This is a genomic window from Paracoccus seriniphilus (assembly GCF_028553745.1).
Lineage (GTDB): Bacteria > Pseudomonadota > Alphaproteobacteria > Rhodobacterales > Rhodobacteraceae > Paracoccus > Paracoccus seriniphilus.
In genome coordinates this window covers 2,511,041-2,536,379 of the sequence record NZ_CP067129.1, presented here as the reverse complement: position 1 = coordinate 2,536,379, position 25,339 = coordinate 2,511,041, and the positions used below count along the sequence as shown (strand labels likewise).

At 61.3% G+C, this 25,339-nt stretch carries 26 protein-coding genes, 1 tRNA gene and 1 pseudogene; 20 read left to right on the top strand and 8 right to left on the bottom strand.

What is annotated here, in order from left to right:
• Positions 1-43 precede the first annotated feature (43 nt).
• Positions 44-604 (top strand): annotated as a pseudogene (locus JHW44_RS12425) (transposase); the annotation flags it as partial.
• A gap of 177 nt (positions 605-781) precedes the next feature.
• Here JHW44_RS12425 and JHW44_RS12420 read toward each other — a convergent pair.
• A tRNA-Arg gene (locus JHW44_RS12420) sits at positions 782-858 on the bottom strand.
• 101 nt (positions 859-959) lie between these two features.
• Between JHW44_RS12420 and JHW44_RS12415 the strand changes: the two genes are divergently transcribed.
• The 12 genes from JHW44_RS12415 (at position 960) to JHW44_RS12360 (ending at position 10,820) form a co-directional block, all read left to right on the top strand.
• Positions 960-1,985 (top strand): LacI family DNA-binding transcriptional regulator, encoded by a 1,026-nt coding sequence (locus JHW44_RS12415; RefSeq protein WP_089342598.1) that lies wholly within the window; start codon positions 960-962, stop codon positions 1,983-1,985.
• A gap of 46 nt (positions 1,986-2,031) precedes the next feature.
• Positions 2,032-2,841 carry a S49 family peptidase gene (locus JHW44_RS12410; protein WP_089342599.1) on the top strand — a complete coding sequence of 270 codons (810 nt, stop codon included), beginning with the start codon at positions 2,032-2,034 and terminating at the stop codon, positions 2,839-2,841.
• Positions 2,842-2,946: 105 nt separating this feature from the next.
• A complete protein-coding gene (locus JHW44_RS12405) occupies positions 2,947-3,876 on the top strand; it encodes a calcium/sodium antiporter (protein ID WP_089342600.1) in 930 nt (309 codons plus the stop codon).
• A 358-nt stretch (positions 3,877-4,234) separates the two neighbouring features.
• Positions 4,235-6,085: an excinuclease ABC subunit UvrC gene (gene uvrC, locus JHW44_RS12400; protein ID WP_089342601.1), complete on the top strand. Its 1,851-nt coding sequence runs from the start codon at positions 4,235-4,237 to the stop codon at positions 6,083-6,085.
• 110 nt (positions 6,086-6,195) lie between these two features.
• Positions 6,196-6,579, top strand: coding sequence for a hypothetical protein (locus JHW44_RS12395; RefSeq protein WP_089342602.1), 384 nt, complete (start codon positions 6,196-6,198; stop codon positions 6,577-6,579).
• Between the two features lie 110 nt (positions 6,580-6,689).
• Positions 6,690-7,322, top strand: coding sequence for a CDP-diacylglycerol--glycerol-3-phosphate 3-phosphatidyltransferase (gene pgsA, locus JHW44_RS12390; protein ID WP_089342603.1), 633 nt, complete (start codon positions 6,690-6,692; stop codon positions 7,320-7,322).
• On the top strand, positions 7,312-7,563 hold the full coding sequence (gene moaD / locus JHW44_RS12385) for a molybdopterin converting factor subunit 1 (RefSeq protein ID WP_089342604.1): 252 nt from the start codon (positions 7,312-7,314) through the stop codon (positions 7,561-7,563). The genes pgsA and moaD overlap by 11 nt, the downstream gene beginning before the upstream one ends.
• A 2-nt stretch (positions 7,564-7,565) precedes the next feature.
• Entirely contained in the window at positions 7,566-8,000 is a 435-nt protein-coding gene (locus JHW44_RS12380; RefSeq protein ID WP_089342605.1) for a molybdenum cofactor biosynthesis protein MoaE, read from the top strand.
• Between the two features lie 48 nt (positions 8,001-8,048).
• Positions 8,049-8,555 carry a hypothetical protein gene (locus JHW44_RS12375; protein ID WP_089342861.1) on the top strand — a complete coding sequence of 169 codons (507 nt, stop codon included), beginning with the start codon at positions 8,049-8,051 and terminating at the stop codon, positions 8,553-8,555.
• A gap of 68 nt (positions 8,556-8,623) precedes the next feature.
• Positions 8,624-9,994: a glutamate--cysteine ligase gene (locus JHW44_RS12370; protein ID WP_089342606.1), complete on the top strand. Its 1,371-nt coding sequence runs from the start codon at positions 8,624-8,626 to the stop codon at positions 9,992-9,994.
• Between the two features lie 68 nt (positions 9,995-10,062).
• Entirely contained in the window at positions 10,063-10,323 is a 261-nt protein-coding gene (locus tag JHW44_RS12365) for a hypothetical protein (protein WP_089342607.1), read from the top strand.
• Between the two features lie 95 nt (positions 10,324-10,418).
• Complete coding sequence (locus JHW44_RS12360) at positions 10,419-10,820, top strand: hypothetical protein (protein ID WP_089342608.1); 402 nt, start codon at positions 10,419-10,421, stop codon at positions 10,818-10,820.
• Between the two features lie 20 nt (positions 10,821-10,840).
• On the opposite strand, the gene plsY is transcribed toward JHW44_RS12360, so the two are convergent.
• The 3 genes from plsY to JHW44_RS12345 are packed head-to-tail and all read right to left on the bottom strand — an operon-like array spanning position 10,841 to position 13,670.
• Complete coding sequence (gene plsY / locus JHW44_RS12355) at positions 10,841-11,425, bottom strand: glycerol-3-phosphate 1-O-acyltransferase PlsY (protein WP_089342609.1); 585 nt, start codon at positions 11,423-11,425, stop codon at positions 10,841-10,843.
• Entirely contained in the window at positions 11,422-12,705 is a 1,284-nt protein-coding gene (pyrC, locus tag JHW44_RS12350) for a dihydroorotase (RefSeq protein ID WP_089342862.1), read from the bottom strand. Before pyrC ends, plsY begins: the two co-directional genes overlap by 4 nt.
• A 2-nt stretch (positions 12,706-12,707) precedes the next feature.
• Complete coding sequence (locus JHW44_RS12345; protein ID WP_089342610.1) at positions 12,708-13,670, bottom strand: aspartate carbamoyltransferase catalytic subunit; 963 nt, start codon at positions 13,668-13,670, stop codon at positions 12,708-12,710.
• Positions 13,671-13,832: 162 nt separating this feature from the next.
• Here JHW44_RS12345 and JHW44_RS12340 point away from each other — a divergent pair, with 162 nt between their 5' ends.
• From JHW44_RS12340 to JHW44_RS12315, 6 genes are all read left to right on the top strand, one after another.
• Entirely contained in the window at positions 13,833-15,209 is a 1,377-nt protein-coding gene (locus JHW44_RS12340; protein WP_089342611.1) for an MATE family efflux transporter, read from the top strand.
• 34 nt (positions 15,210-15,243) lie between these two features.
• Positions 15,244-15,480: an Lrp/AsnC ligand binding domain-containing protein gene (locus JHW44_RS12335; RefSeq protein ID WP_089342612.1), complete on the top strand. Its 237-nt coding sequence runs from the start codon at positions 15,244-15,246 to the stop codon at positions 15,478-15,480.
• A gap of 136 nt (positions 15,481-15,616) precedes the next feature.
• Positions 15,617-17,197, top strand: a complete 1,581-nt coding sequence (locus JHW44_RS12330) for a cytochrome ubiquinol oxidase subunit I (RefSeq protein ID WP_089342613.1) — start codon at positions 15,617-15,619, stop codon at positions 17,195-17,197.
• A 4-nt stretch (positions 17,198-17,201) separates the two neighbouring features.
• Complete coding sequence (gene cydB / locus JHW44_RS12325) at positions 17,202-18,365, top strand: cytochrome d ubiquinol oxidase subunit II (RefSeq protein WP_089342614.1); 1,164 nt, start codon at positions 17,202-17,204, stop codon at positions 18,363-18,365.
• Between the two features lie 13 nt (positions 18,366-18,378).
• A complete protein-coding gene (gene cydX / locus JHW44_RS12320) occupies positions 18,379-18,507 on the top strand; it encodes a cytochrome bd-I oxidase subunit CydX (protein ID WP_089342615.1) in 129 nt (42 codons plus the stop codon).
• 39 nt (positions 18,508-18,546) lie between these two features.
• A complete protein-coding gene (locus JHW44_RS12315; RefSeq protein ID WP_089342616.1) occupies positions 18,547-19,650 on the top strand; it encodes a pyridoxal phosphate-dependent aminotransferase in 1,104 nt (367 codons plus the stop codon).
• 131 nt (positions 19,651-19,781) lie between these two features.
• Here JHW44_RS12315 and JHW44_RS12310 read toward each other — a convergent pair whose 3' ends face one another.
• From JHW44_RS12310 to JHW44_RS12300, 3 genes are all read right to left on the bottom strand, one after another.
• A complete protein-coding gene (locus JHW44_RS12310; RefSeq protein ID WP_089342617.1) occupies positions 19,782-22,871 on the bottom strand; it encodes a valine--tRNA ligase in 3,090 nt (1,029 codons plus the stop codon).
• Positions 22,872-22,989: 118 nt separating this feature from the next.
• Positions 22,990-23,778 carry a VOC family protein gene (locus JHW44_RS12305; protein WP_245846724.1) on the bottom strand — a complete coding sequence of 263 codons (789 nt, stop codon included), beginning with the start codon at positions 23,776-23,778 and terminating at the stop codon, positions 22,990-22,992.
• 8 nt (positions 23,779-23,786) lie between these two features.
• Positions 23,787-24,140, bottom strand: coding sequence for a DUF1428 domain-containing protein (locus tag JHW44_RS12300; protein ID WP_089342618.1), 354 nt, complete (start codon positions 24,138-24,140; stop codon positions 23,787-23,789).
• Positions 24,141-24,226: 86 nt separating this feature from the next.
• Between JHW44_RS12300 and JHW44_RS12295 the strand changes: the two genes are divergently transcribed.
• Positions 24,227-24,880: a winged helix-turn-helix transcriptional regulator gene (locus tag JHW44_RS12295; RefSeq protein ID WP_089342619.1), complete on the top strand. Its 654-nt coding sequence runs from the start codon at positions 24,227-24,229 to the stop codon at positions 24,878-24,880.
• Between the two features lie 13 nt (positions 24,881-24,893).
• On the opposite strand, the gene JHW44_RS12290 is transcribed toward JHW44_RS12295, so the two are convergent.
• A complete protein-coding gene (locus JHW44_RS12290; protein WP_089342620.1) occupies positions 24,894-25,325 on the bottom strand; it encodes an Lrp/AsnC family transcriptional regulator in 432 nt (143 codons plus the stop codon).
• Between the last annotated feature and the right edge of the window lie 14 nt (positions 25,326-25,339).

Sequence of the window (25,339 nt, the reverse complement as noted above, 5' to 3'; positions counted from 1 at the left end):
ACCTCTACAGCGGATTGAGAACATGATGAGCCCTCGGCGCGGTAAAGGCGAGAAGCGCTCGAATGCCACTCATGTCTCGCGCATTGATCCCGCCGCGCAGCTTTACGAGAAATCTCCCGACACCGGGGCCATGCCGTGTTTCATCGGCCATGCGCTGATGGAGAACCGCAACGGCTTGATCGTGCAGGGCGACCTGACCCAGGCCGACGGTCATGCGGAAAGGCGCGCGGCATTGGACATGGTGCATCGCCATGCCCCAGGATCGACCCGGCGACTGACGTCTGGAGCAGAGTTGCTATTGAGAGCGCCATTGGTCTGAGCGACAATGGCGACGGCCATGACGCGGGCGGGTTCGTGTCCGAGCTGCGCAGGGCCTGTGTCACGCCACATGTCGCCCGGAAATCGCGATAGAACCGCCCGACATGAAGGCTTTATCTTGTCCCAGAAGCACCGAAAGAAGATCGAAAAGGCATTCGGCCGGGCCAAAACCGTCGGCGGTATGGCGCAAGCCGTCTATCGCGGTGTCGAACGGGTGCGATCCCGCTTTATTCTGACGATGGCCGCCAATAACCTGGCCCGACTGCCCAGATTGCTGCGAGCATGAGGCGCAAGCACGCCGCCGGCTGCGCGCCACCGACCCGTCGACAGCTGTGAAGATCGCCCGAACCGGCACCGGTGAAGGGACAGCGTTCCGGATCAGCGACCAATTCAGAAACCTGATAGGGTATTCCCCGAGAATGTCGGACAGGCGGTTTCTCTCACGCAGGCATCAGGAAGATGCTGGTGACCCCGAGTGGATTCGAACCACTAACCTGCCCCTTAGGAGGGGGCTGCTCTATCCAGTTGAGCCACGGGGCCGCCTGCTTCACCTTTTGCCGTCATCGGGCCGATTTGGCAAGCTTGTCGTGCCGGTTGCTGTCCGCTAACATTCAGCAGGTCGTTCTTATATTTGGCATCACATGACAATTCCTCGCCCCCGCCGCCCCCTCACCCTGCGTGACGTTTCCGAGGCTTCGGGGGTGTCGGAAATGACGGTCAGCCGGGTCTTGCGCAACCGCGGCGATGTTTCTGCCGCCACGCGCGAAAAGGTACTGACCGCGGCGAAGACACTTGGCTATGTGCCCAACAAGATCGCCGGCGGGCTGGCCAGCCAGCGGGTCAATCTGGTCGCCGTGGTGATTCCCTCGCTGTCGAATCTGGTTTTCCCCGATGTGCTCAGCGGGGTGTCGGCCGAACTTGACGATACCGGGTTGCAGCCCGTGATCGGCGTTACCCATTATTCGCCCGCGCGCGAAGAGATGGTGCTCTATGACATGCTGTCATGGCGGCCCTCGGGCGTCATCCTGGCCGGAGTCGAACACAGCAATGCCTCGCGTGCGATGCTGGCGAATGCCGGGATCCCGGTGGTCGAGATCATGGATACGGATGGCGAGGGCATTGATACGCTTGTCGGCATTTCGCATATGCGCGCCGGTCGCGAAATGGCGGCGCGGATCGTGGCGGCCGGATATCGCCGCATCGGATTTGTGGGCACGCATATGCCCGAAGACCATCGCGCCCGCAAAAGGCTGGTCGGCTTTGAAGAGGGGCTGGCCGAATCCGGCGTTCAACTGGAAGCGCGGGAATATTATCAGGGCGGTTCGTCCCTGCTGAAGGGGCGAGAGCTGACCGAACGGATTCTGACACGCGCGCCTGATCTGGATTTCCTGTATTATTCCAATGACATGATTGGTGCAGGGGGGCTGCTCTACTGTCTCGACAAGGGCTATGACATTCCCAACCGGATCGGTTTGGCGGGTTTCAATGGTGTCGATCTTCTGGACGGGCTGCCCGTGCGTCTGACGACCACGGATGCCCGCCGTGTCGATATCGGTCGCCGCGCTGCGCGGCTGGTCGCAGGCAAGGATGCAACGCCCGAGGACCGGATTATCGCCCTGACGCCGACATTCATGCCGGGCGATACGATCCGGGCGGTCTCCTCGTGACTTCTGCGCCTTGTGACGGGGTGGTTGCGCCACTATCTCTGGCGGTATGAAAATTCCATTTGTTCAGCGGCTCCTGCGGCGCGGCCCGCGGGTTTCCGTCATTCGGCTGAGTGGCGCAATCGGTATGTCGGGGCGCGGTGGCGGCCTGAGTGATGTGGCGCTTGCCTCGATGATCGAACGCGCCTTCCGGCGTGGCAAACCGGTCGCCGTGGCGCTGGCCATCAATTCCCCGGGTGGATCCCCCGTCCAGTCATCGCTGATTGCCGCAAGGATCCGGCGGCTGGCGGATGAAACCGGCGTGCCCGTGCATGCCTTCGTCGAGGATGTCGCCGCATCGGGGGGCTATTGGCTGGCCTGTGCCGCAGATGACATCTGGGCGGATGACAGTTCGGTTCTGGGTTCGATCGGCGTGATCTCTGCCGGTTTCGGCTTTCAGGATCTGATCGCGCGCTGGGGGATCGAGCGGCGCGTTCATACGGCGGGCCGGTCCAAATCCACGCTGGACCCATTCCGACCTGAAAACCCCGAGGATGTAGAAAGGCTGCGAAACGTGCTTGAACCTATTCACGAGGCGTTCAAACGACATGTCAGCACGCGCCGGGGCAACCGTCTGGCCTCAGAGCGCGATCTGTTCACCGGAGAGTTCTGGGCTGGTCGCGAAGCCGTGCGCCTGGGATTGGCGGACGGGATCGGACATCTGGTCCCCGAAATGAAGCGCCGCTATGGCGACAAGGTCCGTTTCATGACGCATAGCCCGCGCCAGTCCCTGTTTCGCCGCCTGGGCCTGTCGGCCGATGCCGTGCTGGACAATGCACAGGAGCGGGTGGCCTTTGCCCGTTTCGGTGCCGGATCGTGAGCGTTCGTTTCGTCATCCTGTTTCTGTTGGTCATGGTCGCGATTGCCCTGTTCAGCGGTCCGGGCGTTCGGAAGTTCATGCTGAAACTGCTGGGGTTGTCGCGACGTGATCGTTGATCTTGTGCTGGTTCTGGCGGGGCTTGCCCTGCTGGTCTTTGGTGGGGACCTGCTGGTCAAGGGCGCGGTAAACCTGTCCCTGCGTATCGGGTTGTCGCCTTTGGTGGTCGGATTGACCGTGGTTGCCTTTGGCACATCGGCACCCGAGCTTATGGTGTCGCTGTCGGCGGCATTGAAGGGATCATCCGATATTGCCATCGGCAATGTGGTCGGATCGAATATTGCCAATGTCCTGTTGATCGTCGGCACCACCGCAATAGTGGCGGTCATCCCTACAAAGGGCCATGACCTGCGCGAAAGCTGGACCATGATGATCGCGGCCACGGCGCTGGTGATCCTGCTGGGCTTCATGGGGGTGATCGGGCGCGTTCAGGGCGTGGTGCTGCTGGTGGCACTGTTCGTCGTGCTGTGGCGGCAATTGACCTCTGGCGAGGATGATGCCGGAGCCGAAGACCTGGAAGCCGTTGTGCTGGGAGCAAGATGGCTGAAGATCATGTTCTGGTTGGCGGGCGGGCTGATCGGGCTGCCGCTTGGCGCCAATCTGCTGGTCAGTGGCGCGTCGGATATCGCAAGGCTCTTTGGAATCAGCGAAGCTGTCATCGGGCTGACCCTGGTGGCGATCGGCACATCCCTGCCGGAAATGGCGGCCTCGATTGCCTCGGCCCTGCGGGGCAGGGCCGATATGGCTCTGGGGAATGTCGTCGGCTCGAATCTGTTCAATCTGCTGGCGATCCTGGGGGGGACCGCGCTGGTCCAGCCGTTGCCGGTGCCGGAACAGATGCTGAGGCTGGATATGTGGGTGATGCTGGGCAGCTCGCTGCTGCTGGCGCCCTTTCTGTTTCGCGGAATTGCGGTCTCGCGAGCTGTCGGAGCGGTTTTTCTGGCGCTTTATGGCGCTTATCTCTGGGCCTTGTTCTAGACGAATCACCTGTCAGCCGTCGCACCCCTTGCCTAGGCATATCGATCAATATTGAGAGGGTGGATGCAGCCATGCCACACCATCTGTCCACCCCGGCAGGCCGACCTTCCTAACCGGACTGAATCGTAACGTTTTTTTGGCGATGGCGTTCTGAAAAATAAAAAAAGCCTTTGTTTTCAGTGCCCTGAATTGCTGCCTAAAATTGAGGCAAAGTCATGAAACTGTAACGATTGCTGGACTGGAAACGCTTGCCTCACAGGAGACCCACAGAGTTATCCACAGGAGCGGTGGACATGTTCAATCTTGCGCTCGACGCCGGGAACTTGCAGCCGGGTGAAGGAATCACTTTCTTGACGTCATGACCCAGAAAACAGGCCACGCACTTATTCAGGACTATGTCCGGACGCTGGATACCAGCCCGGGGGTTTACCGTATGCTGGATGCACAGGGGGCGGTGCTTTACGTCGGCAAGGCGCGCGAACTGCGGGTGCGGGTGTCCAATTATGCCCGACCGCTGGGGCATACGGCGCGGATCGCCCGGATGATCCGCGAGACCGCCTCGATGATGTTCCTGACCACGCGGACCGAGACCGAAGCGCTGCTGCTGGAACAGAACCTGATCAAGCAGCTCAAGCCGCGCTACAACGTGCTGCTGCGCGATGACAAATCCTTTCCCAATATTCTGGTCGCCAAGTCCCACGAGTTTCCGCAGATCAAGAAGCATCGCGGCGCGAAATCGGAAAAGGGTGACTACTATGGTCCTTTTGCCAGTGCCGGGGCGGTCAACAGGACCCTGACACAGTTGCAGCGGGTCTTTCTGCTGCGCAACTGCACCGATTCCGTATTCGAAAGCCGGACGCGGCCCTGTCTGCTGTATCAGATCAAGCGGTGCAGCGCCCCCTGCGTTGGGCGGATCTCGCAGTCCGACTATGCCAAGCTGGTCAGCGATGCCGAACGCTTCCTGCAGGGCAAGACCACCTCGATCCAGGCCTCGCTGGCGCAAGAGATGGCCGAGGCGTCCGAGGCAATGGAATATGAACGCGCTGCCGCCCTGCGCGACCGGATCAAGGCGCTGACCGCAGTGCAATCGGTGCAGGCCATCAATCCGCGTGGCGTGTCCGAGGCGGATATTGTTGCCCTGCATATGGAACATGGGCAGGCCTGCGTGCAGGTCTTCTTCATTCGCGGCAATCAGGTATGGGGAAACCGTGATTTCTATCCGCGCCTGGGTGGGGCGGAATCCCCCGACGAGGTGATGCAGGCCTTTCTGCTGCAATTCTATGACGGCAAGCCGCCGCCGCGTCAGATCCTGTTGTCCCATGGTCTGGAAGATCCTGAACTGGCGGCCGATGTCATGTCTGAACGCGCGGGCCGCAAGGTTGAAATCCTGGTCCCCCAGCGTGGCGAGAAATTCGAGCTTGTGACCAATGCGTTGCGCAATGCCCGCGAAAGCCTGGCCCGGCGGATGTCGGAAAGCGCCGCGCAGGCGAAATTGCTGCAAGGGCTAGCCGATGCCTTCGATCTGCCGGCACCGCCGCGCCGGATCGAGGTTTATGACAACAGCCATATCATGGGCACCAATGCCGTTGGCGGCATGATCGTGGCCGGTCCCGAAGGTTTCATCAAGAACCAGTATCGCAAGTTCAACATCAAGGGCACCGAGATCACGCCCGGCGATGACTTCGGGATGATGAAAGAGGTGCTGACCCGCCGGTTTCAGCGCTTGCTGAAGGATGACCCCGACCGGCAGACCGAGGCATGGCCCGATCTGTTGCTGATCGATGGTGGGGCAGGGCAGGTCTCGGCCGTGCATGAGATCATGGCTGATCTGGGGGTCGAGGATATTCCCATGATCGGTGTCGCCAAGGGGGTGGATCGTGATCAGGGCAAGGAGGAGTTCCACCGGATCGGCAGGCGTCCCTTTGCGCTGCGAATGAATGATCCGGTGCTGTATTTCGTGCAGCGCCTGCGCGACGAGGCGCACAGATGGGCCATTGGCACGCATCGCGCCAAGCGGGCGAAATCGGTCATGGCCAATCCTCTGGACGAGATCGCCGGCATCGGCGCGGCGCGCAAACGTGCCCTGCTGGCCCATTTCGGCAGCGCCAAGGCCGCCAGCCGTGCCGGACTGGCGGATCTGCAAGCAGTGGAGGGGATTTCGGCGGCCATGGCGCAGAAGATCTATGACCACTTCCACAGCAAGGGGTGAGCCTCTGCGGTTCGCCGCCGAACCTTACGTTAGGTAAGGTGCTACCGCGCGAAACGGGCAGAATCGCGTTATGGTTGTGACCTGCTCGCAACATGGAGGAGGAGGCTGCCATGCCCCGTTTCGCCAATACCGGCCTGTTCGCATATCGCGGACCGGTCTTTGCCCGCGACGACGTGATCTCTGGCGATCATTGGGCGGAATACGAATCTGACGTGACCCGGCTGGAGGCCGTGATCACCGATATCTACATCACCGGAACCGACCCCACGCTGCAGGTGCGGGCCGAAGATGGCATCAACTGGACGGTCGAACTGGCCGGACATGTCCGCAATCGCGAGGTCGGATTGGAGGATTCCGGCGCGTGTCTTGGGGATGCGGTGATCATCTGGGGTCGTCAGTCGCATCATTTCGGGGAAACCCGCATCAAGGCGCTGAAAATCGGACATGGGGATCGGATCTTCGACCTGTTTCCCGATCAGCCTGTCCCCGCCTAGAGACCGGCCAGCATGACAACTTGGTGATAAACGGGCATGGCGTGCCCGTTTTTTGCCTTTGATCTGCAAGAACTCTTTCCAAGCGCGCATACAGGGACTAGCTTGCCCCCATGCGCTGGACCATTCCCAATATCCTGACCCTGATACGGCTGATCGCGGCCCCTGCCGTGCCGTTGATGTTCCTTTATTTTCAAAGACCTTGGGCTGACTGGGCGGCGCTGGCGCTGTTCATGCTGGCGGCCATCACCGACTGGTTCGATGGATATCTTGCCCGCGCGTGGCAGCAGGAAAGCAAATTCGGTGCCGCCATGGATCCCATTGCCGACAAGGCGATGGTGGTGATCGCGCTGGTTGTGATCACCGGCTATTCGGGAATGAACCCCTGGCTGATCCTGCCGGTTTCGGTGATTCTGTTTCGCGAAGTCTTCGTGTCGGGCCTGCGTGAATTCCTGGGATCGAATGCCAAGCTGCTGAAGGTCACCAAGCTGGCCAAGTGGAAAACGACCTTTCAGATGGTCGCCATCGCCACGCTGTTTCTGGGGACGGGGCTGGCCTTTGTCGAACATGGCAAGGCGCCGCTGGTCGGTGAGGCGCGCCTGCCCTGGTCTGACAGCTGGTCGGATCTGGCCAATCAGATCGGTCTGGCGCTGATCTGGATCGCGGCGGCGCTGACAGGCTGGACCGGATGGGATTACTTTGTGAAGGCATTGCCCTATTTGAAAGAGCCGAAGAATGAGCTTTGACGTCCTGTATTTTGCCTGGCTGCGCGAACGTATCGGCCAGCCCTCGGAACGGATCGAAAGTTCGGCGCGCACGGTTGGCGAACTTGTCACCGAGCTTGCGGCCAAGGATGACTGGCATGCGGCGGCCTTTGCGGACATGTCAGCAGTGCGCTGCGCGGTAGACCAGCAACTTGCCGAGATGGAGACCCCGATCGAAGGCGCCCGCGAGATTGCCTTTTTCCCTCCGATGACCGGTGGCTGATCATGTCGGCACGGGTCCAGTCCGAACCTTTTGACGCCGAAGACATCCTGCGTGGCTTTGGTCCGGGGGCAGGGGCGTTGGTCACTTTCACCGGCATCGTGCGCGACGATGGCGGAGAACTGGACGCACTCGAAATCGAGCATTATCCCGCGATGACGCAATCGGCGCTGATGGCCTATGGACAACAGGCGGCGGAACGCTTCGAATTGCTGGATTGGTGCATCGTGCACCGCTACGGGCGTCTGAAAGTCGGCGAGCAGATCATGATGGTCGCCACTGCCGCGCGTCACCGCAAGGCGGCCTTTCAGGGGGCCGAATACCTGATGGACTGGCTGAAATCGCGTGCACCCTTCTGGAAACGTGAAATCGGCACGGATGGCTCGGCCCGCTGGGTAGAGGCCAAGAGCAGCGATGAAGATTCCCTTTCCCGTTGGTGACGGCCGGCTGCGGACTGATGCCGGATCCGGCATATGGCCGGGGGCGAAATGATTCGTGAACCCGTGCGCCAACTGCTGTCGCGCTGGGGCGAAGCCATTGCCGCTGCCTGCGTCACCCTTGGCGGGCTCTGGCTGATCTGGCTGGGCGGCTGGTTCTTTCTGGCATTGGGCGGCATGGTGGCGATGGTCGGGCTGGTCCTGCTGATCGGGGCCTGGCGGCGCATTCCCTTTCGTCGCCAGATCGCCGCGCCGGGCGTGGTCGAGGTCGTCGAAGGCGCCGTGCGCTATTTCGGTGCGAATGAACTGGGCGGAGAGATCGCGCTGCGCGATCTGGTGGAAATCCGCCTGATCCGGCTGAACGGTCAGGGACATTGGCGTTTGCGCAGCATTGGCGGCGAGGCCCTGCTGATTCCCGTGGATGCCGCGGGCGCGGACATGCTGGCCCATGCCTTCACGGCCTTGCCGGGGTTGCAGATGGGCGCAGTCTCTTCTGCGCTGGCTCATGTGGCCGAACAGAGTGATGCGATACACACCGTTTGGCGCAGAGATGCCTGAGGCGGGTTGACTTGCGCCGCGACCATTGCCACCTGTGAGCGACCGGAAACCCAGAAAGGCCCCGTCGCATGTCCATTCCTCAACAGGGCGGTGGCCCGATTGAAAGCCGCGATCAACTGGCAGCCTATCTTGCCGAGGGCGAAAAGCCCCGCGAGGCATGGCGGATCGGGACCGAGCACGAGAAATTCGGATATTGCAAATCTCGCAATCTGCCGCTGCCCTATGAGGGCGATTGTTCGATCAAGGCGATGCTGACCGGCATGCAGCAGCGTTTTGGTTGGACGCCTGTGCTGGAGCAGGACAATATCATCGGGCTCGAGCGCGACGGCGCAAACATCAGCCTTGAACCGGGCGGACAGCTGGAACTGTCGGGCGCGCCGCTGGAGACCATTCACCAGACCTGCGACGAGGTGAACCAGCATCTGGCCGAGGTGAAGACCGTCGCCGACGAGATCGGCGCGGGGTTCATTGGTCTGGGGGCGGCGCCGATCTGGTCGCAGGATCAGATGCCGATGATGCCCAAGGGCCGTTACCGACTGATGACCGACTATATGGACGACGTCGGCACCCTTGGAAAACAGATGATGTATCGCACCTGCACGGTACAGGTGAACCTGGATTTCTCCAGCGAAGCCGACATGGTGCAGAAACTGCGCGTCGCGCTGGCCCTGCAGCCGGTGGCGACGGCGCTTTTCGCCAATTCACCGTTTCTGGACGGCAAGCCCAACGGCATGAAAAGCTGGCGTGCCCATATCTGGCAGAACCTCGATGATGCCCGCACCGGCATGCTGCCCTTCGTGTTCGAGGATGGCTTCGGCTATGAGGCCTGGGTTGACTACGTTCTGGATGTGCCGATGTATTTCGTCTATCGCGACGGCAAATACATCAATGCGCTGGGGCAATCCTTCCGCGACTTCCTCAAGGGGCAACTGCCCGCGCTGCCCGGGGAAATTCCTACCCTGTCGGATTGGGCCGATCACCTGACAACGGTTTTCCCCGAAGCCCGGGTCAAGAAATTCATTGAAATGCGCGGTGCCGATGGCGGCCCGTGGCGTCGTCTCTGCGCGCTGCCGGCGCTCTGGGTGGGGCTGACCTACGATCAGGAGGCGCTGGATGCTGCCTGGGATCTGGTCAAGGGCTGGGACCACGAGACCCGCGAGGGGCTGCGCCGCGCTGCGGGTCGTTCGGCCCTGCAGGGCGAGGCTGGCGGCGTGAAGCTGCATGATCTGGCGCGGGAGGTGCTGGCGATTGCGGATCAGGGCCTGAAAAACCGTGCTCGCGCCGGTGCTGGCGGTCTGGTTCCCGACGAGACGCATTTCCTCAATGCGCTGAAGGAAAGCGTCGATTCCGGCAAGGTGCCCGCCGATGAACTGCTGGAAGCCTATCACGGAGAATGGCAGGGCGATCTGTCGCGGATCTATGCCGAATATTCTTATTGATTGATTTGTCTGCCTCGTAGCATCAAGACGCTATCATTGCAGTTCGGTCGTGGAGCAAGTGGCTCATCATGCGTGATTTCTTCATTCGCTGGATGGAGCGACTGATCAATGTCGCTGTCATCCTGGGTGCGATCGGGGTTTTTCTTGCGGGCGGCACCGTCTTTCTGGAAGCTCCCGGAGGGGAAGGACTTCTGATGGCGCTTGTGGTCTGGTTGGTGGGCGCGTTGTATCTGTTCCTGGTGGCCGGGCTGATCTATCTGGGTCTGGGAATCTACAATAATACCCGCAGGACCGCTGAAGCTGTCGAGCAACTGGTCGCCAGAAGCTGACCCGTTGCACGACAAGGTGAGGGGAAATCACCGCTCGGTGCTTGAAAAGACCCGGCCACAATGGCACCGGAAAGAAAAACTGTGAGGTGCAAGCGATGCGGGCGGAACCGATGAAATGGGTGCAGCGGCTGGTCGGTCTGGTCTTTCTGATGGGGCTGGTTGCCTTGGGAGCAGCGGTTGTCTCGGTCACATATCAGGCCGAGGGGATCCCGCCCCTGCCGGTTTTTCTGGGGCTGCTTGGGCTTGTGGTTCTGCTTTTGCTGACCGGTGCCTGCATGGCGCTGATCTCGCTTGCACTGACGGCCGCGCGCAGCGCCGATGTCCTGCAAGAGATCGCCGCGCAGGGCGGCAAGGCTGTCTCCCCTGTCGCGCCGGTCAGGCCGTTCTCGTCACCGCCGTTTCGCGATCTGGTCCAGAAGGCGGCCGTGCAGCCAGCTGCGGCGGGTTCAAGCCTGCCGCCCCGGCCGACGGGGCGCAAGCTGGTGGCCGAGCGATAGCATCTTGATCCGAGCGGCCCTCAATCCTTGCGGCCGATGCGCGGTTCGGACCCGTCCAGAAGGCGGGAGATATTGGCCTTGTGGCGCAGCAGGATCAGCGCCACCATGAACAGGCATGCAAGGATCAGGTCATTGCGTCCCATTCCCCATGCCAGAAGCGGTGAGGCAATGGCTGCCAGCAAAGCCGAAAGACTGCTGATCCGGCTGATCACCGCGGTCAGCAGCCAGACGGCGCAGGCCGCCAGACCCAGTGGCCAGTGAAAGGCGATCAGTGTGCCCAGAAAGGTCGCCACGCCCTTGCCGCCGCGAAAGCCCAGCCAGACGGGAAAGCAATGCCCCAGAAAGGCGGCGCAACCGGCAAGGATTGCCGCGCTTTCCCCCGCGAAATGGCGCGCCAGCAGAACCGCGATGGCACCCTTGCCGGAATCCAGCAGCAATGTGGCCAGGGCGGCGGGCTTGTTGCCGGTGCGCAGCACATTGGTCGCGCCGATATTGCCCGACCCGATCTGGCGCAGATCGCCCAGCCCCAGCAGGCGGGTGATGGCAATGCCGAAGGGGATGGAACCCAGCAGATAGCCCAGAATGCTCCAGAGGATCATGCTCATGCCGGATCTCCGTAAACGCGCGCTCCGCCCACCCAGGTGCCCAGCACGCGACCCTGCATGCGGGCCCCGTCAAATGGGGTGTTCTTGGATTTCGACAGCAGCTTGAAGCGATCCAGAACGAAGGGGGTATCCGGGTCGAACAGCACCAGATCGGCAGGGGCACCCCGCGACAGACGGCCTGCCTCAAGGCCCAGCCGGCGCGCCGGATTGAGCGACAGCGCCCGCCACAATTGCGGCAGGCTCAGCCCGCCCTGATGATACAGGCGCAGAGACGCCGGCAACAGCGTCTGCAGCCCGACAGCACCCGGCGCGGCTTCTTCAAAGGGCAGGCGTTTTGATTCTTCGTCCTGCGGGGTGTGGAAACTGGCAAGCACGTCGATCACCCCGTCGGCCACCGCCTGCACCATTGCCTGACGGTCCTCTTCGGTGCGCAGTGGCGGAGTAAAGCGGAAGAATGTGCGATAGTCGCCGACGTCAAATTCATTCAGAGTCAGGTGATGGATCGAGATGCCTGCCGTCACATCCAGCCCGGCCTCGCGGGCGCGGATCAGCGCGGGCAATGCGGCGGCGGTGGTGATCTGGTCTGCATGCCAGCGGCAGCGAGTCATCGCCACCAGCGCCAGATCGCGGTCCAGCCCCATGACTTCGGCCATGGGCGAAACCGCAGGGATACCATAAAGCGACGAGAATTTGCCGCTGGTCGCCGCTGCGCCGCGCGACAGCCCGGCATCCTGCGGATGACCGACGATCAGCGCATTCAGCCCCCGCGCATAGGTCATGCAACGCGACAGAACCTTTGTGTCGGTGATCACGCGCACGCCATCGGTAAAGGCCACGGCCCCCAGATCGTTCAGGAACCCGATCTCGACCATCTCGCGGCCCTCGCGCGCCTTGGTCAGCGCGGCCATATGGCGGATGTTCACCGGTGCATCCAGCGCGCGGCGGGTGACGAATTCCAGCGACTCGGGCGTGTCGATCGGGGGAAGCGTATCGGGGCGGGCGATCACCGTGGTCACGCCCCCGGCGCAGGCCGCCAGTCCGGCACTGCGAAAGCTTTCCTTGTGACGCTCGCCCGGCTCGCCGATCTTGACGCCCCAGTCGACCAGACCGGGGGCCAGCGCGCGGCCTTGGCAATCAATGACACTGGCGCCTTCGGGCGGGGTTTCATCGGCGGCCCCACGATCGAGGATGGAGCCGTCGCGGACCAGCAGGCTGCCGATCTCGTCGCTTTGTGCCTCGGGGTCGATCAGGCGGGCATTGGTGAAAACGGTCGTATTCATGTTCATGCCATCACCCCTGCCGCGGCGCGTCCACGTTCGGCACGCAGGTTCCGTGCCAGCAGGTCCAGCGCCGCCATGCGCACGGCAACGCCCATCTCGACCTGATCCTGAATGACGCTGCGATTGATGTCGTCTGCAATGGTGCCGTCAATCTCCACGCCGCGATTCATCGGGCCGGGATGCATGACGATGGCGTCATCCGCAGCCAGCGCCAGCTTGTCCGCATCCAGTCCCCAGCGGTGGTAATATTCGCGCTCGGAGGGGATGAAGCCACCGTCCATGCGCTCTTTCTGAAGCCGCAGCATCATCACGACATCGGCGCCTTTCAGTCCTTCGGCCATGTCCTCATACAGCTCGACCCCCATTTCCGAGACGCCCGAGGGCATCAGGGTCGCGGGACCGATCAGCCGGATCCGGTTTTCCATCTTGCCCAGCAGGATCAGGTTCGAACGCGCGACCCGGCTGTGCGAGATATCGCCACAAATGGCGATGGTCAGCCGCTGCAGACGCCCCTTGGCGCGGCGGATCGTCAGCGCGTCCAGCAGGGCCTGGGTCGGATGTTCATGGCGGCCGTCACCAGCATTGATGACGGCGCAATTGACCTTTTCTGCCAACAGATTGACCGCACCGGAATTCTGGTGACGCACCACCAGCAGGTCGGGCTGCATGGCGTTCAGCGTCAAGGCGGTGTCGATCAGCGTCTCGCCCTTTTTCACGCTGGACTGCGCAACGGCCATGTTCATGACATCGGCACCCAGGCGTTTGCCCGCAAGCTCAAAGCTGGCCTGCGTGCGGGTCGAGTTTTCAAAGAACATGTTGATCTGGGTCATGCCGGCCAGCGCATCGGAATGTTTCACCGTGCGCCGGTTCAGGGCCACGTATTCCTCGGCCAGATTCAGCAATGCGGTGATGTCCGAGGGCGCGAGATGGTCGATGCCCAGAAGATGTCGGGCGCGAAAAGTCATGAGCGGCCTCTGGCTGATATGGGAACGGCTCTTCTATCGCAGATGGTGTGCCATGCGGCAAGCACCGAGGAGGGGTATGCGGTCCTTCGGACGTGCCCGGAATTTCAGCATTTGGTGAATCTGATGATTGCCCAATTTGCAAGGCAAGGATAGGGCAGACTGATGTTCTGGACCCGCTATCACCCTCATGTCGTGGCGACGCTGTCGCTTGGTCTGCCGCTGATCGGCAGCCATCTTGCCCGCATGATCATCGGTGTCAGCGATACGGTAATGATCGGATGGTATGGGGTCGAGCCCCTGGCCGCGCTGGTCATTGCGACGTCCTTCCTGATCATCCTGTTCTTTCTGGGGATGGGATTCGGCACCGGGGTCATGGGGCTGATTGCCACCTCGATCGCGCGCGGGGATGAAACCGAGGTTCGCCGGGGCACCCGCATGGCGCTGTGGCTGTCGGGATTCTATGCGCTGCTTGTCATGCCGCTGATGTGGTATGCTGAACCGATCCTGCTGGCACTGGGGCAGACCGCGGTGACGGCGGAACTGTCGCAGGACTATCTGCGGATCGCCGGTTGGGGGCTGTTGCCGATGCTGGCCGGGCTGACTCTGAATTCCTATCTGGCGGCGCTGGAGCGCACGCAGGTGGTGATGTGGGTGACCCTGGCCGGGCTGCCGCTGAACGTCGCGCTGAACTGGGTCTTCATCTTCGGCAATCTGGGCGCGCCCGAACTGGGCGTGCGCGGTGCGGCCATTGCCAGCCTTTCGGTGCAGGTGACCCAGCTGGTCATGCTGGTCGCCTATGCGGGCTGGCTGCCGATGGCGCGAAAATACAGCCTGTTCCAGCGCTTCTGGAAGCCGGACTGGCAGGCATTCGGGGCGATTTTCACGCTGGGTCTGCCGATCGGCGTGACGATGCTGGCCGAGGGCGGGCTGTTCGTGGCTTCGAACGTGATGATGGGCTGGATCGGCACGCAAGAGCTGGCGGCCCATGGGATCGCGCTGCAGATCACCTCGATCACCTTCATGGCGCATCTTGGCCTGTCCAATGCCGCCACGATCAGGATCGGTCAGGCCAAGGGCAGGGGGGATTCGCTGTGGATGCGCGATGCCGCGGTGACGGTGATCAGCATGTCTCTGGGGTTCGCGGTATGCGCCATGGCGCTGTATCTGCTGATTCCCCAGCCATTGGTCAGGCTGTATCTGGACCCCCTGGACCCCGAGACGCCCGCCATTGTCGCCATCGGTGCCCATCTGCTGTTCTTTGCCGCGCTGTTCCAGCTGACCGATGCATTGCAGGTCGTGGCGCTGGGGTTGTTGCGCGGCGTGCATGACACGCGCGTGCCGATGTGGATCGCGGGTTTCAGCTATTGGGTGGTCGGCATGCCGGTCGCCTATGGGCTGGCTTTCGTGCTGGATGTCGGTCCGGCAGGCCTCTGGCTGGGACTGGTGGTCGGGCTGACCCTTGCCGCAGTGCTGCTGATGATGCGCTTCTGGCGTGGTCATGCCCGGGGGGACTGGACCCGCCCGCAGGTCGCGGTCTAACCTGCCGGCAAAACCGTTCAGCAAGAGGTCTGGGATGCGCGCCGTCTTTGTTCAGTTCCGTTGCGAGCCCGGCAAGACCTATCAGGTTGCCGAGGCCATCTATGACCGCGAAGTGGTCAGCGAGTTGTTCTCGACCTCGGGAGATTTCGATCTGATCGCCAAGATCTATATCCCCGAGGACGAGGATGTCGGGCGTTTCCTGTCCGAGAAACTTTTCGACATTCCCCATATCAGCCGCACGCTGACCACCATGACCTTCCGGGCATTCTGACTCTTTTCATCGTGTTTTCTGTGTGAGACAGGCTGTCGCAGCGACAGCCTGCCACGTGCGAAACTATTGGGTCTGCGGCAGATCTTGCGTAAGCTGACGATGTAAGTCCACGCTTGCATCATCAAGGAGCGCACCCATGGATATTGGTGTCGTCGAACTGTCACGGCTGCAATTTGCCATGACAGCATTGTATCACTTTCTGTTCGTTCCCCTGACGCTTGGCCTGTCGGTTCTGGTCGCGATCATGGAGACGGTCTATGTCATGACCAACCGTCCGATCTGGCGGCAGATGACCAAGTTCTGGGGGCTGCTGTTCGGCATAAATTTCGCCATGGGTGTGGCGACCGGGGTGGTCATGGAATTCCAGTTCGGCATGAACTGGTCCTATTACAGCCATTATGTCGGCGATATTTTCGGTGCACCGCTGGCCATCGAAGGGCTGATGGCCTTCTTCCTCGAGGCGACCTTTGTCGGGCTGTGGTTCTTTGGCTGGGATCGCCTGTCCAAACGGGGGCATCTGATGGTCGCCTGGCTGGTGGCGATCGGGTCGAATTTTTCGGCCCTGTGGATCCTGATCGCCAATGCGTGGATGCAGAACCCCGTCGGGTCCGAGTTCAATCCGATGACCATGCGGATGGAGCTGACCAGCTTTTTCGAGGTGATGTTCAACAGCGTCGCACAGGCGAAATTCGTGCATACGGTCAGCGCGGGCTATGTCACCGCCTCGATCTTCGTTCTTGGTGTTTCAGCCTGGTATATGCTGAAGGGGCGTCATATTGCGCTGGCGCGCCGCTCGATTGCCGTGGCCTCCAGCTTTGGTCTGGCCTCGGCCCTGTCGGTCGTCGTTCTGGGGGATGAATCCGGCTATGACACCGGCATGAACCAGAAGATGAAGCTGGCCGCGATCGAGGCGATGTGGGAAACCGAGCCTGCTCCGGCCTCCTTCACGCTGTTCGGCCTGCCCGACCAGGAAGCGCGCGAAACCAAATGGGCGCTGCATGTGCCCTATGTCATGGGGCTGATCGGCACGCGCTCGCTGAACGAGGTGATTCCGGGCATCGACCAACTGGAGGAAGAGGCCGAGGAACGTGTCCGCTCGGGGCTGATCGCCTATGACGCGCTGATGACCATCCGCGAAGACCGCGAAGCCACCGACCCTGTGATTACCCAGCAGTTCGAGGCGCATTCGGACGATCTGGGCTATGCGATGCTGTTGCGCCGCTATCTGGATGACCCGCGAGACGCCAGCGACGCGCAGATCGCGCAGGCGGCCCAGGACACTATACCCCATGTCTGGCCGATCTTCTGGGCGTTCCGCCTGATGGTCGGGCTGGGGTTCCTCTTTGTCGCGGTCATGGGGTATTTCTTCTATCGCTCCTCTTTCCGTGGCGGAGTTTACCCGCGATGGGCGCTTGGGGCGGCGGTTATCCTGATCCCCGCGCCATGGATCGCCGTGGAACTGGGCTGGATTGTCGCCGAATACGGGCGTCAGCCCTGGACCGTGGACGGCATCCTGCCGACGGCCATGTCGGTCAGCGCGCTCAGCGTGACCGAGCTGTTGCTGACGATTGCCGGCTTCGCGCTTTTCTACACGGTGCTGTTCCTCATCGAGATCAAGCTCTTGCTGAAATATATCCGCAAGGGCCCGCATGAGGATGTGCAAATGACCGATGACTGGCAGGCGAACCATCGCGCCCGTCTGACCCCGGCGGAGTAAAGCCATGATCCTGCATGAACTGATTTCATTCGAAAACCTTCGCCTGATCTGGTGGCTGCTTCTGGGCCTGCTGCTGATCGGCTTTGCCCTGACCGACGGTTTCGACATGGGCGTGGGCATGTTGTTGCCCTTCGTCGCGAAATCCGATGTCGAACGGCGCGTCGTCATCAATACCGTCGGCCCCGTCTGGGAGGGCAACCAGGTCTGGTTCATCCTTGGTGGCGGGGCGATCTTTGCGGCTTTTCCGCCGCTCTATGCGGTCAGCTTCTCGGGCTTTTATCTGGCAATGTTCGCGATCCTGTCGGCGCTGATCATTCGCCCGGTAGCCTTCAAGTTCCGCAGCAAGCGCGAAGATCCCACATGGCGCAACCGTTGGGACAAGGCCTTGTTCTTCAGTGGCGTGGCACCGGCACTGCTGTTTGGCGTGGCGGTCGGAAATGTCCTGCTGGGCGTGCCGTTCCACCTGACGCCTGATCTGCACGCCATCTATGAGGGCAGTGCTCTGGGCAAGCTGTTCGGCCTGCTGCGGCCCTTCGCGTTGCTCTGTGGCATCGTGTCGGTGGCGATGCTGGTCATGCATGGCGCGGGCTGGCTGGTGCTGAAGACCGAAGGTGCCGTTGCCGAGCGGGCGAGAGTCCTGGGCAGCCGTGCGGCGCTGGTCGTGCTGGCCGGCTATGCGCTGGCCGGGCTCTGGCTGGCTGTTGGGGTTGATGGCTATGCCCTGGTCGGGCAGGTGGCCCATGATGGCCCCTCCAACCCGCTGGCGTCAGAGGTGCTGCATGACCACAGCTGGCTTCGTGCCTATGCCGATCGACCATGGATCGCAATTGCGCCGCTCATGGGTTTTGGGGGCACATTCATGGCATGGCGCGCCCTGCAAAACGGTGGACAGCTTTCCCCGCTTGGCTGGTCCAAAATGGCGATCTTCGGCATGATCTCTTCAGTCGGGCTGACGCTCTTCCCCTTCCTGCTGCCGTCCAACACCAATCCTGACAGCTCGTTGACCATCTGGGATGCCTCTTCCTCGCATCTGACATTGTTCGTGATGTTGATGGCGACGGTGATCTTCCTTCCGCTGATCCTGGTCTATACCGCCTGGGTCTATCGGGTTCTGTGGGGCAAGGTGACCGAAGACGATGTGACCGATCCCGATCATCACGCATACTGAAAAGGACGAAATCATGTGGTATTTTGCATGGATGCTGGGCCTGCCTCTGGCCGCATTGTTCGCCGTGGTGAACGCGATGTGGCTGGAATTGCAGGAAGATCGTGACATGCTGGAAGGCCGGTCCAGGTCTGGTTCAGACTGACGCTTGCGAAGGAATCGGAAATAGGCGAAGGCTGTGCACATGAAATTGCCCGACTTCGCCCCGATCCCCGCTTCCCTGCCGAACACGGTTCCCTTCGTCGGTCCCGAGACATTGCAACGACAGATCGGGCGACCCTTCGTCGCCCGGCTCGGTGCCAATGAAAACGGCTTCGGCCCCAGCCCCAAGGCGCTGTCCGCCATGCGCGACGCCATCGCGCAAGTCTGGCAATATGGCGATTCGACCAGCCATGACCTCCTGCAGGCCCTGTCAGCGCATTGTGCTGTGCCGGTTGAATCGCTGATCGTCGGTGAGGGAATCGATGGTTTGCTGGGGCTGCTGGTCCGGCTGATGCTGGCACCGGGAGAGGCCGTCGTGACCTCCGAAGGTGCATATCCGACCTTCAACTTCCATGTTGCCGGTTTTGGAGGGGTGTTGCACAGGGTGCCCTATCGGGAGGATGCCGAAGATCCCGAGGCCTTGCTTGCCAAGGCGCATCAGACCGGCGCCAAGCTGATCTATCTGGCCAACCCGGACAATCCCATGGGTAGCTGGCATTCGGGCCGCACTATTGAGGCCATGCTGGACAGGATGCCCGACGGCACACTGCTGATTCTGGACGAGGCCTATGTGGAATTTGCTCCTGAGGGTGCCGTGCCGCAGATCGCGGCTGATGATCCTCGTGTCATTCGTATGCGAACCTTTTCCAAGGCCTATGGTCTGGCTGGCGCGCGCATCGGCTATGCGATCGGGCATCCGACACTGATTTCCGGCTTCGAACGGATCAGGAACCACTTTGGAGTCAATCGTATCGCCCAACATGGGGCGCTGGCGGCCCTGCAGGATCAGGATTGGTTGCGCTTCACCTGTAGCGAAGTCGCCACCGCGCGGGAGCGCATCACGCAAATCGGCAAGGAAAACGGTCTTCTTCCACTATCCTCGGCGACCAATTTCGTCACGTTGGATACGGGGCGCGACGGGAGATTCGCAAGAGCCCTGGTCAGGGTTCTCGAGGAGAATGGGGTGTTCATCAGAATGCCGGGCACGCCACCGCTGGATCGCTGTATTCGGGTCAGCTGCGCTCCCGAGGCTGAACTTGCCGTTTTCGAAAGGGCGCTGCCTGCTGCCTTGGCGCGCTTGCGATAGCGCGCCACGACAGTCAGATTCAATATTCGGGTATTTGTGCGAAGAAGAAGGCTCTGCGTCTTCTCTTTTGATTAAATACCCCCGCCGGAGGCACCTGCCGATTGTCACGGGCGCCTCCGATGCAGTTTCTGTCAGAAGGTGGCAAGCTGGGTCAGCGCGGCTTTCAGCCGGTCGATGTCGTCCGTGAGAGCAGCAAGCTTGTTGCGGGTTTCTTCGATGACTTCGGGGTCTGCGTTGGCTGCAAACTTCGGATTCTCCAGCCGCTTCGTCAGGCCAGCATGGTCCTTCTCGGCTTTCGAGAGGGATTTGGTCAGACGGGCTGTCTCGGCTGCGGCATCAATGACATCGCCAATCGGCAATGCAAAGCTGGCACCTTGATTGGAGACCGAGATCATGCCCTTGGCCATGCTGCCTTCGCGCGGTGTGTTGACGCGGGCCAGTCGCTCGATCAAGGGTGCATTGGCTGCCAGTGCGTCTTTCGCGGCCTGATCAGCCTCGGTCACGATCAGATCGAGCCGTGCTCCGGCGGGAACGCCCATTTGTGCGCGGGCCGAGCGCACGGCTTCAATGAGCGAGATTACCCAGTTCATCTGGCGGTCGGCTTCCGCGTCGATCAGCTCGGCACCATAGCTTGGCCATTCGCCATGAACCAGCATCTTGCTGCGATCACCGGTCAGGGCCCAGAGTTCTTCGGTGACAAAGGGCATGATCGGATGAAGCATCAGATAGCACTGCTCCAGAACCCAGCCCATCGTTGCGCGTGTTTCTTCGGCATCTTCGCCATCAAACAGCGGCTTGGCGAATTCGACATACCAATCGCAGACCTTGCCCCAGACAAAGGCATAGAGCCCGGTTGCCGCATCGTTGAAACGATAGGTTTCCAGGGCTGCATCGATCGATTGACGGATGCGGGCGACCTCGCCGATGATCCAGCGGTTGACCGTATGGCTCGGGTCGGGCCGCTGGCCACCACCGCGCACGCCGTTCATTTCGGCAAATCGGGTGGCGTTCCAGATCTTGGTGACGAAATTGCGGTTGGCTTCGACATGTTTCGGACCCAGCTTCGGGTCGCGTCCCATGGCTGCCATGCTGGTCAGCGTGAAGCGCATGGCGTCAGCGCCATATTCGTCGATCAGCGTCAGCGGGTCGATGACATTGCCTTTCGACTTGGACATTTTCGCGCCTTTTTCGTCACGCACCAGGCCATGAACATAGACGGTGTGGAAGGGGACCTCGCCGACGACCTCAAGCTGCATCATCATCATCCGGGCGACCCAGAAGAAGATGATGTCAAAGCCGGTGACCAGAACATCCGTCGGGAAATATTTTTCCATTTCGGGCGTCGGCTCGGGCCAGCCCAATGTCCCGATGGGCCACAGACCGCTGCTGAACCAGGTGTCCAGAACATCCGGGTCGCGCCAGACAGGATAGATCAGATGGGTCGGGTCCTGGCTGACATTGTAATCGGCCAGCGCCTTGGCCAATGCCTCGATGGCCGCGTGGCGGTCGGCGACCTCTACGACGCGGCTGGCTTCCAGCGGTACGGGAAGGCCGGCAATGTCATCGCGGAACTTGGCACGCACATCGTCGAAACTTGCCGCGCAATGCTGTTTCTGACCTGCATGGACCAGCCCGTCGGCCAGCAGCCCGAACAGCTCGACCTCGTCCAGCGCGCCGTCGTTCTCATCGTCGGTAAAGTTCTCGACGGCCAGATCAAGCCCGTACCAGACCGGGATCTGGTGGCCCCACCACAGCTGGCGCGAGATGGTCCAGGGTTCGATATTCTCCAGCCAGTTGAAGTAAACCTTCTTGTGCTGCTCTGGCAGAATCTCGGTGCGGCCCGAGCGCACGGCCTCGAGCGCAGGCCCGACGATGCGCTGGGTATCGACGAACCACTGGTCGGTCAGCATCGGTTCGATCACCACCCCCGAGCGGTCGCCAAATGGCTGCATGATCGGCTTGTTGTCGACAACCGGGCGGCGTTCCAGATGTTCGGCGCCGGTTTCCTTGTCGATTTCCTTGTGCAGATAGGTCACGGCCAGCTTCTCGGCGTTGATCTGGTCGATCACCCGCTGACGTGCCTCATAGCGGTCCAGCCCGCGCAGATCCTCGGGAACAAGGTTCACATTGCTGACATCGCCGACATCTTCACCCCGCGCGGCGCGCGAGGCGATTTCCGCGCTTTCGGCGTAGGACAGCCCGTCACTGCGCATTGCGCCCTTGGTGTCCATCAGCGCGTAAAGCGGGATGTTGTTGCGGGTTGCGACGCCGTAATCGTTGAAGTCATGCGCGCCGGTGATCTTGACCGCGCCGCTACCGAAATCGGGGTCGGGGTATTCATCGGTGATGATCGGGATCAGGCGGCGGTGTTCCTTGGGGCCGACCGGGATTTCGCACAGTTTGCCGACGATGGGCGCATAGCGCGCGTCGTCGGGATGGACCGCGACGGCCCCGTCGCCCAGCATGGTTTCCGGGCGGGTCGTGGCAATGCTGATATAGTCGCGGGTTTCGCGCAGGGTGACATTGCCGTCCTCGTCGCGCTCGACATATTCATATGTTTCGCCACCGGCCAGCGGATATTTGAAATGCCACATATGGCCGGGAACTTCGCGGTTTTCGACCTCGAGATCGCTGATCGCGGTTTCGAAATGCGGGTCCCAGTTTACCAGCCGCTTGCCGCGATAGATGATGCCCTTGTCATAGAGATCGACAAAGACGCGGATCACCGCATCGTGGAAATTTCCCTCTTCACCCGCGGGCGCGCCGGGAGCGCCGGACATGGTGAAAGCGTTGCGCGACCAGTCGCAGGAGGCACCCAGCCGCTTGAGCTGGTTGATGATCGTATCGCCGGATTCGCGCTTCCAGTTCCAGATCTTCTCGACAAAGGCCTCGCGCCCGATCTCGCGCCGGTTCGGTTCGCCACGCTGTGCCATCTGGCGTTCGACGACCATCTGGGTGGCGATGCCGGCATGGTCCTGTCCCGGTTGCCACAGCGTGTCAAAGCCGCGCATCCGGTGCCAGCGGACCAGAATATCCTGCAAGGTGTTGTTGAAGGCGTGGCCGATATGCAGGCTGCCCGTGACATTGGGCGGCGGGATCATCACGGTAAAGGTTTCGTCGCGCGTGGCATTGGCCCCGGCTGCAAATGCGTTGGTCTTTTCCCATTCTGCGCTGATGCGGGCCTCGGCGGCCTTGGCGTCAAAACTCTTTTCCATGCTCATTTTGGCAAATCCCCTTGCTTGCCCCCGGATTACCGAAGCAATGCGGAAAGGCCAAGGGATAGCGCGCGCTTCCCGGTCGACGCGGGGCCATTGAGCGGAAGAAATTCGCGATAGGGGCCTATTCGATGAGGCTTTCCGGCCCGACGATTGCAAACATGGCACCTTGCGGGTCAAGGGCGATGGCGATGAACCCGCCACCGGGAACTTCTTGCGGTCCGTGAATCACCGTGCCGTCCAATGCCGAGATGCGATCAACCGCGTTCCGGACGCTGTTCACGCCAAAATATGTCAACCACATCGGGTGCGACGCATGGGCCATGCCCTGCATGCCGCCAATATCCTGCCCGTCCTGCGAGAACAGATGGTAGATCCCTTCGCTGCCCATCGGCACTTCGATTGATTTCGACCAGCCCAGCAGATCACCATAAAAGGTCAGCGCGGCCTGTGGGTCCGAGGTCATCAGCTCGTGCCAGTGGCCATGACCGGGCTTGTCCTGATCAAAGGCTGTGCCTGCCGGTTCATCCTTCATCTCCTCGGGTTGCAGAATGCCAAAGGCGGCACCTTGAGGATCGACCAGAATGGCGAAACGGCCGGTGCCGGGAATATCGGCCGGGGCACGGTGCAGGCTTGCCCCTGCCTTTATGGCCACCGACGCTGCGACATCGGCATTCTCGACCGCGAAATAGGTCATCCAGAACGGGGGCATGTCGCCAGCTTCTGCGGGCATGTCCATCATGCCTGCAACCATATCGCCTTTCAATCGCGCCAGCCGGTAGGAAAATCCTTCCATGCCAGAGTCCTGCACCTCCCAGCCCAGCAATTGCGAATAGAAATCTTCGATCTGTTTGCGTTGGGCGGGCGTGCCCGCCAGCTCATACCAGATCGGCCTTCCGTGCATCTTGCTCATCGCGGGCCTCAACTGACATCCAGAATCGGGGCAAAGCCGCCCCAGAACATGCGTTTGCCGTCAAAGGGCATGTCGCCCATTTCCTGCATGTCAGGATCGTTCATCATGTCTTGCCATGCGGCGTCGCAGGTGGCGCGATCGGGCCATTCGATCCATGAGAAGACCGGGGTTTCATCCTCTGAGGCCTTGGTGGCACGATGAAAATCGGTCTCGCTTCCATGGGGCACGTCCTCGCCCCAGCATTCGACCATGCGCAGGGCGCCACGTTTCTTGAACATCGGCCAGGATTTCCGGGCGTGGTCCAGATAGGCCTGTTTGTTGGCGTTGGGAACGGCGGCGATGAAGCCGGAGTAATAGGTCATTCTTCTGTCCTCCCAGGACGGAAATTCAGTCTGACCAGATCAGGCTGAACCTTGAAGTATCAAAAAGCAACCAATAGTATCAAAAAATGACCAAGATCGGCGGAGATACGCAAATTCGGTATGATGAAGGCTGTCTGGCGGCCCATGCTCTGAACGTCATTGGTGATCGCTGGGCGCTTCTTGTGGTGCGCGAATTGATCTTTGTGCCCAAGCGGTTTCAGGCCATTCGTGCCGGCCTGCCCGGAATTACGGCCAGCGTGCTGACGCGGCGGATTGCCCAACTTGTCGAGAGTGGCGTGGTTCGGCGGATGCCCCATAGCACCAGCTATGCGTTGACGGATTCGGGCCGGGGGTTGTTGCCGGTTTTGCAAGCCATGTGTCGATGGGGGGCGCAGCATCCCGGCCATGATCCGTGCCGGTTCATCAGCCCGACTGCCCTGATGATTTCGATGGCCGCGATGGCGCAACCTGTCAGGCAAGGTGTTTGCGTCGATGCGGGCTTTGATTTCGGTGAAGAGCGTTTTCTGTTTCGGCTGCGATCATCCGGGGCGCCGGAGGTCGAGGCTGTCGAAACGCCTGATGCGCCCTTTGTCCTTTCGGGTAGCGGAAATGCGCTGGCCCATGCCGTCTATGGCCCTTTCGCCCTGACCGATCATGTCAGTCAAGGCCGAATCTCTCTGTCAGGAGATGTCGCGGCGGCACAGGACTTTGTCGATATGTTCCAGTTGCGCCGGACTTGATCACCGGACCCAGTCACAGGGCCCGATCCAGTTTGGTGGACAGATGGATCAGGCTCTCCGAGCTTCGCACGCCCTCCAACGCACCAATCCGGTCCAGCGTCTCGTCCAGTTCGGCGGTCGAACTGGTTGCCAATTGCAGCAACAGGTCGACGCGACCGCTTGTGGTGTGGATCCGCTCGACCTGCGGCATTTGCTTCAATCGACCCAGGATCGCGGGCAGGCTGCGTGGTTCGATGGCCACCATGACGGTGGCGCGAATATGGGCCAGCCGGGCGTTTCCACCCAGTCGCAGCGTATAGCCGGCGATGGCTCCGGTCTTTTCCAGGCGTTCAAGACGGGCCTGCACGGTCGAACGCGCGACCTTCATGCGTCGTGCCAGCAATGTCACCGACATGCGCGCATCCTGTGACAGCAGCATCAGAATCTTCTGGTCCAGGTCGTCCAAGGGCTGTCGACTCC

Coding starts and splice junctions, on each gene's coding strand:
- JHW44_RS12415 (WP_089342598.1), top strand. CDS start 960: ATGACAATTCCTCGCCCCCGCCGCCCCCTCACCCTGCGTGACGTTTCC.
- JHW44_RS12410 (WP_089342599.1), top strand. CDS start 2,032: ATGAAAATTCCATTTGTTCAGCGGCTCCTGCGGCGCGGCCCGCGGGTT.
- uvrC (WP_089342601.1), top strand. CDS start 4,235: ATGACCCAGAAAACAGGCCACGCACTTATTCAGGACTATGTCCGGACG.
- JHW44_RS12395 (WP_089342602.1), top strand. CDS start 6,196: ATGCCCCGTTTCGCCAATACCGGCCTGTTCGCATATCGCGGACCGGTC.
- pgsA (WP_089342603.1), top strand. CDS start 6,690: ATGCGCTGGACCATTCCCAATATCCTGACCCTGATACGGCTGATCGCG.
- moaD (WP_089342604.1), top strand. CDS start 7,312: ATGAGCTTTGACGTCCTGTATTTTGCCTGGCTGCGCGAACGTATCGGC.
- JHW44_RS12380 (WP_089342605.1), top strand. CDS start 7,566: ATGTCGGCACGGGTCCAGTCCGAACCTTTTGACGCCGAAGACATCCTG.
- JHW44_RS12375 (WP_089342861.1), top strand. CDS start 8,049: ATGATTCGTGAACCCGTGCGCCAACTGCTGTCGCGCTGGGGCGAAGCC.
- JHW44_RS12370 (WP_089342606.1), top strand. CDS start 8,624: ATGTCCATTCCTCAACAGGGCGGTGGCCCGATTGAAAGCCGCGATCAA.
- JHW44_RS12365 (WP_089342607.1), top strand. CDS start 10,063: ATGCGTGATTTCTTCATTCGCTGGATGGAGCGACTGATCAATGTCGCT.
- JHW44_RS12360 (WP_089342608.1), top strand. CDS start 10,419: ATGCGGGCGGAACCGATGAAATGGGTGCAGCGGCTGGTCGGTCTGGTC.
- plsY (WP_089342609.1), bottom strand. CDS start 11,425: ATGAGCATGATCCTCTGGAGCATTCTGGGCTATCTGCTGGGTTCCATC.
- pyrC (WP_089342862.1), bottom strand. CDS start 12,705: ATGAATACGACCGTTTTCACCAATGCCCGCCTGATCGACCCCGAGGCA.
- JHW44_RS12345 (WP_089342610.1), bottom strand. CDS start 13,670: ATGACTTTTCGCGCCCGACATCTTCTGGGCATCGACCATCTCGCGCCC.
- JHW44_RS12340 (WP_089342611.1), top strand. CDS start 13,833: ATGTTCTGGACCCGCTATCACCCTCATGTCGTGGCGACGCTGTCGCTT.
- JHW44_RS12335 (WP_089342612.1), top strand. CDS start 15,244: ATGCGCGCCGTCTTTGTTCAGTTCCGTTGCGAGCCCGGCAAGACCTAT.
- JHW44_RS12330 (WP_089342613.1), top strand. CDS start 15,617: ATGGATATTGGTGTCGTCGAACTGTCACGGCTGCAATTTGCCATGACA.
- cydB (WP_089342614.1), top strand. CDS start 17,202: ATGATCCTGCATGAACTGATTTCATTCGAAAACCTTCGCCTGATCTGG.
- cydX (WP_089342615.1), top strand. CDS start 18,379: ATGTGGTATTTTGCATGGATGCTGGGCCTGCCTCTGGCCGCATTGTTC.
- JHW44_RS12315 (WP_089342616.1), top strand. CDS start 18,547: ATGAAATTGCCCGACTTCGCCCCGATCCCCGCTTCCCTGCCGAACACG.
- JHW44_RS12310 (WP_089342617.1), bottom strand. CDS start 22,871: ATGAGCATGGAAAAGAGTTTTGACGCCAAGGCCGCCGAGGCCCGCATC.
- JHW44_RS12305 (WP_245846724.1), bottom strand. CDS start 23,778: ATGAGCAAGATGCACGGAAGGCCGATCTGGTATGAGCTGGCGGGCACG.
- JHW44_RS12300 (WP_089342618.1), bottom strand. CDS start 24,140: ATGACCTATTACTCCGGCTTCATCGCCGCCGTTCCCAACGCCAACAAA.
- JHW44_RS12295 (WP_089342619.1), top strand. CDS start 24,227: ATGACCAAGATCGGCGGAGATACGCAAATTCGGTATGATGAAGGCTGT.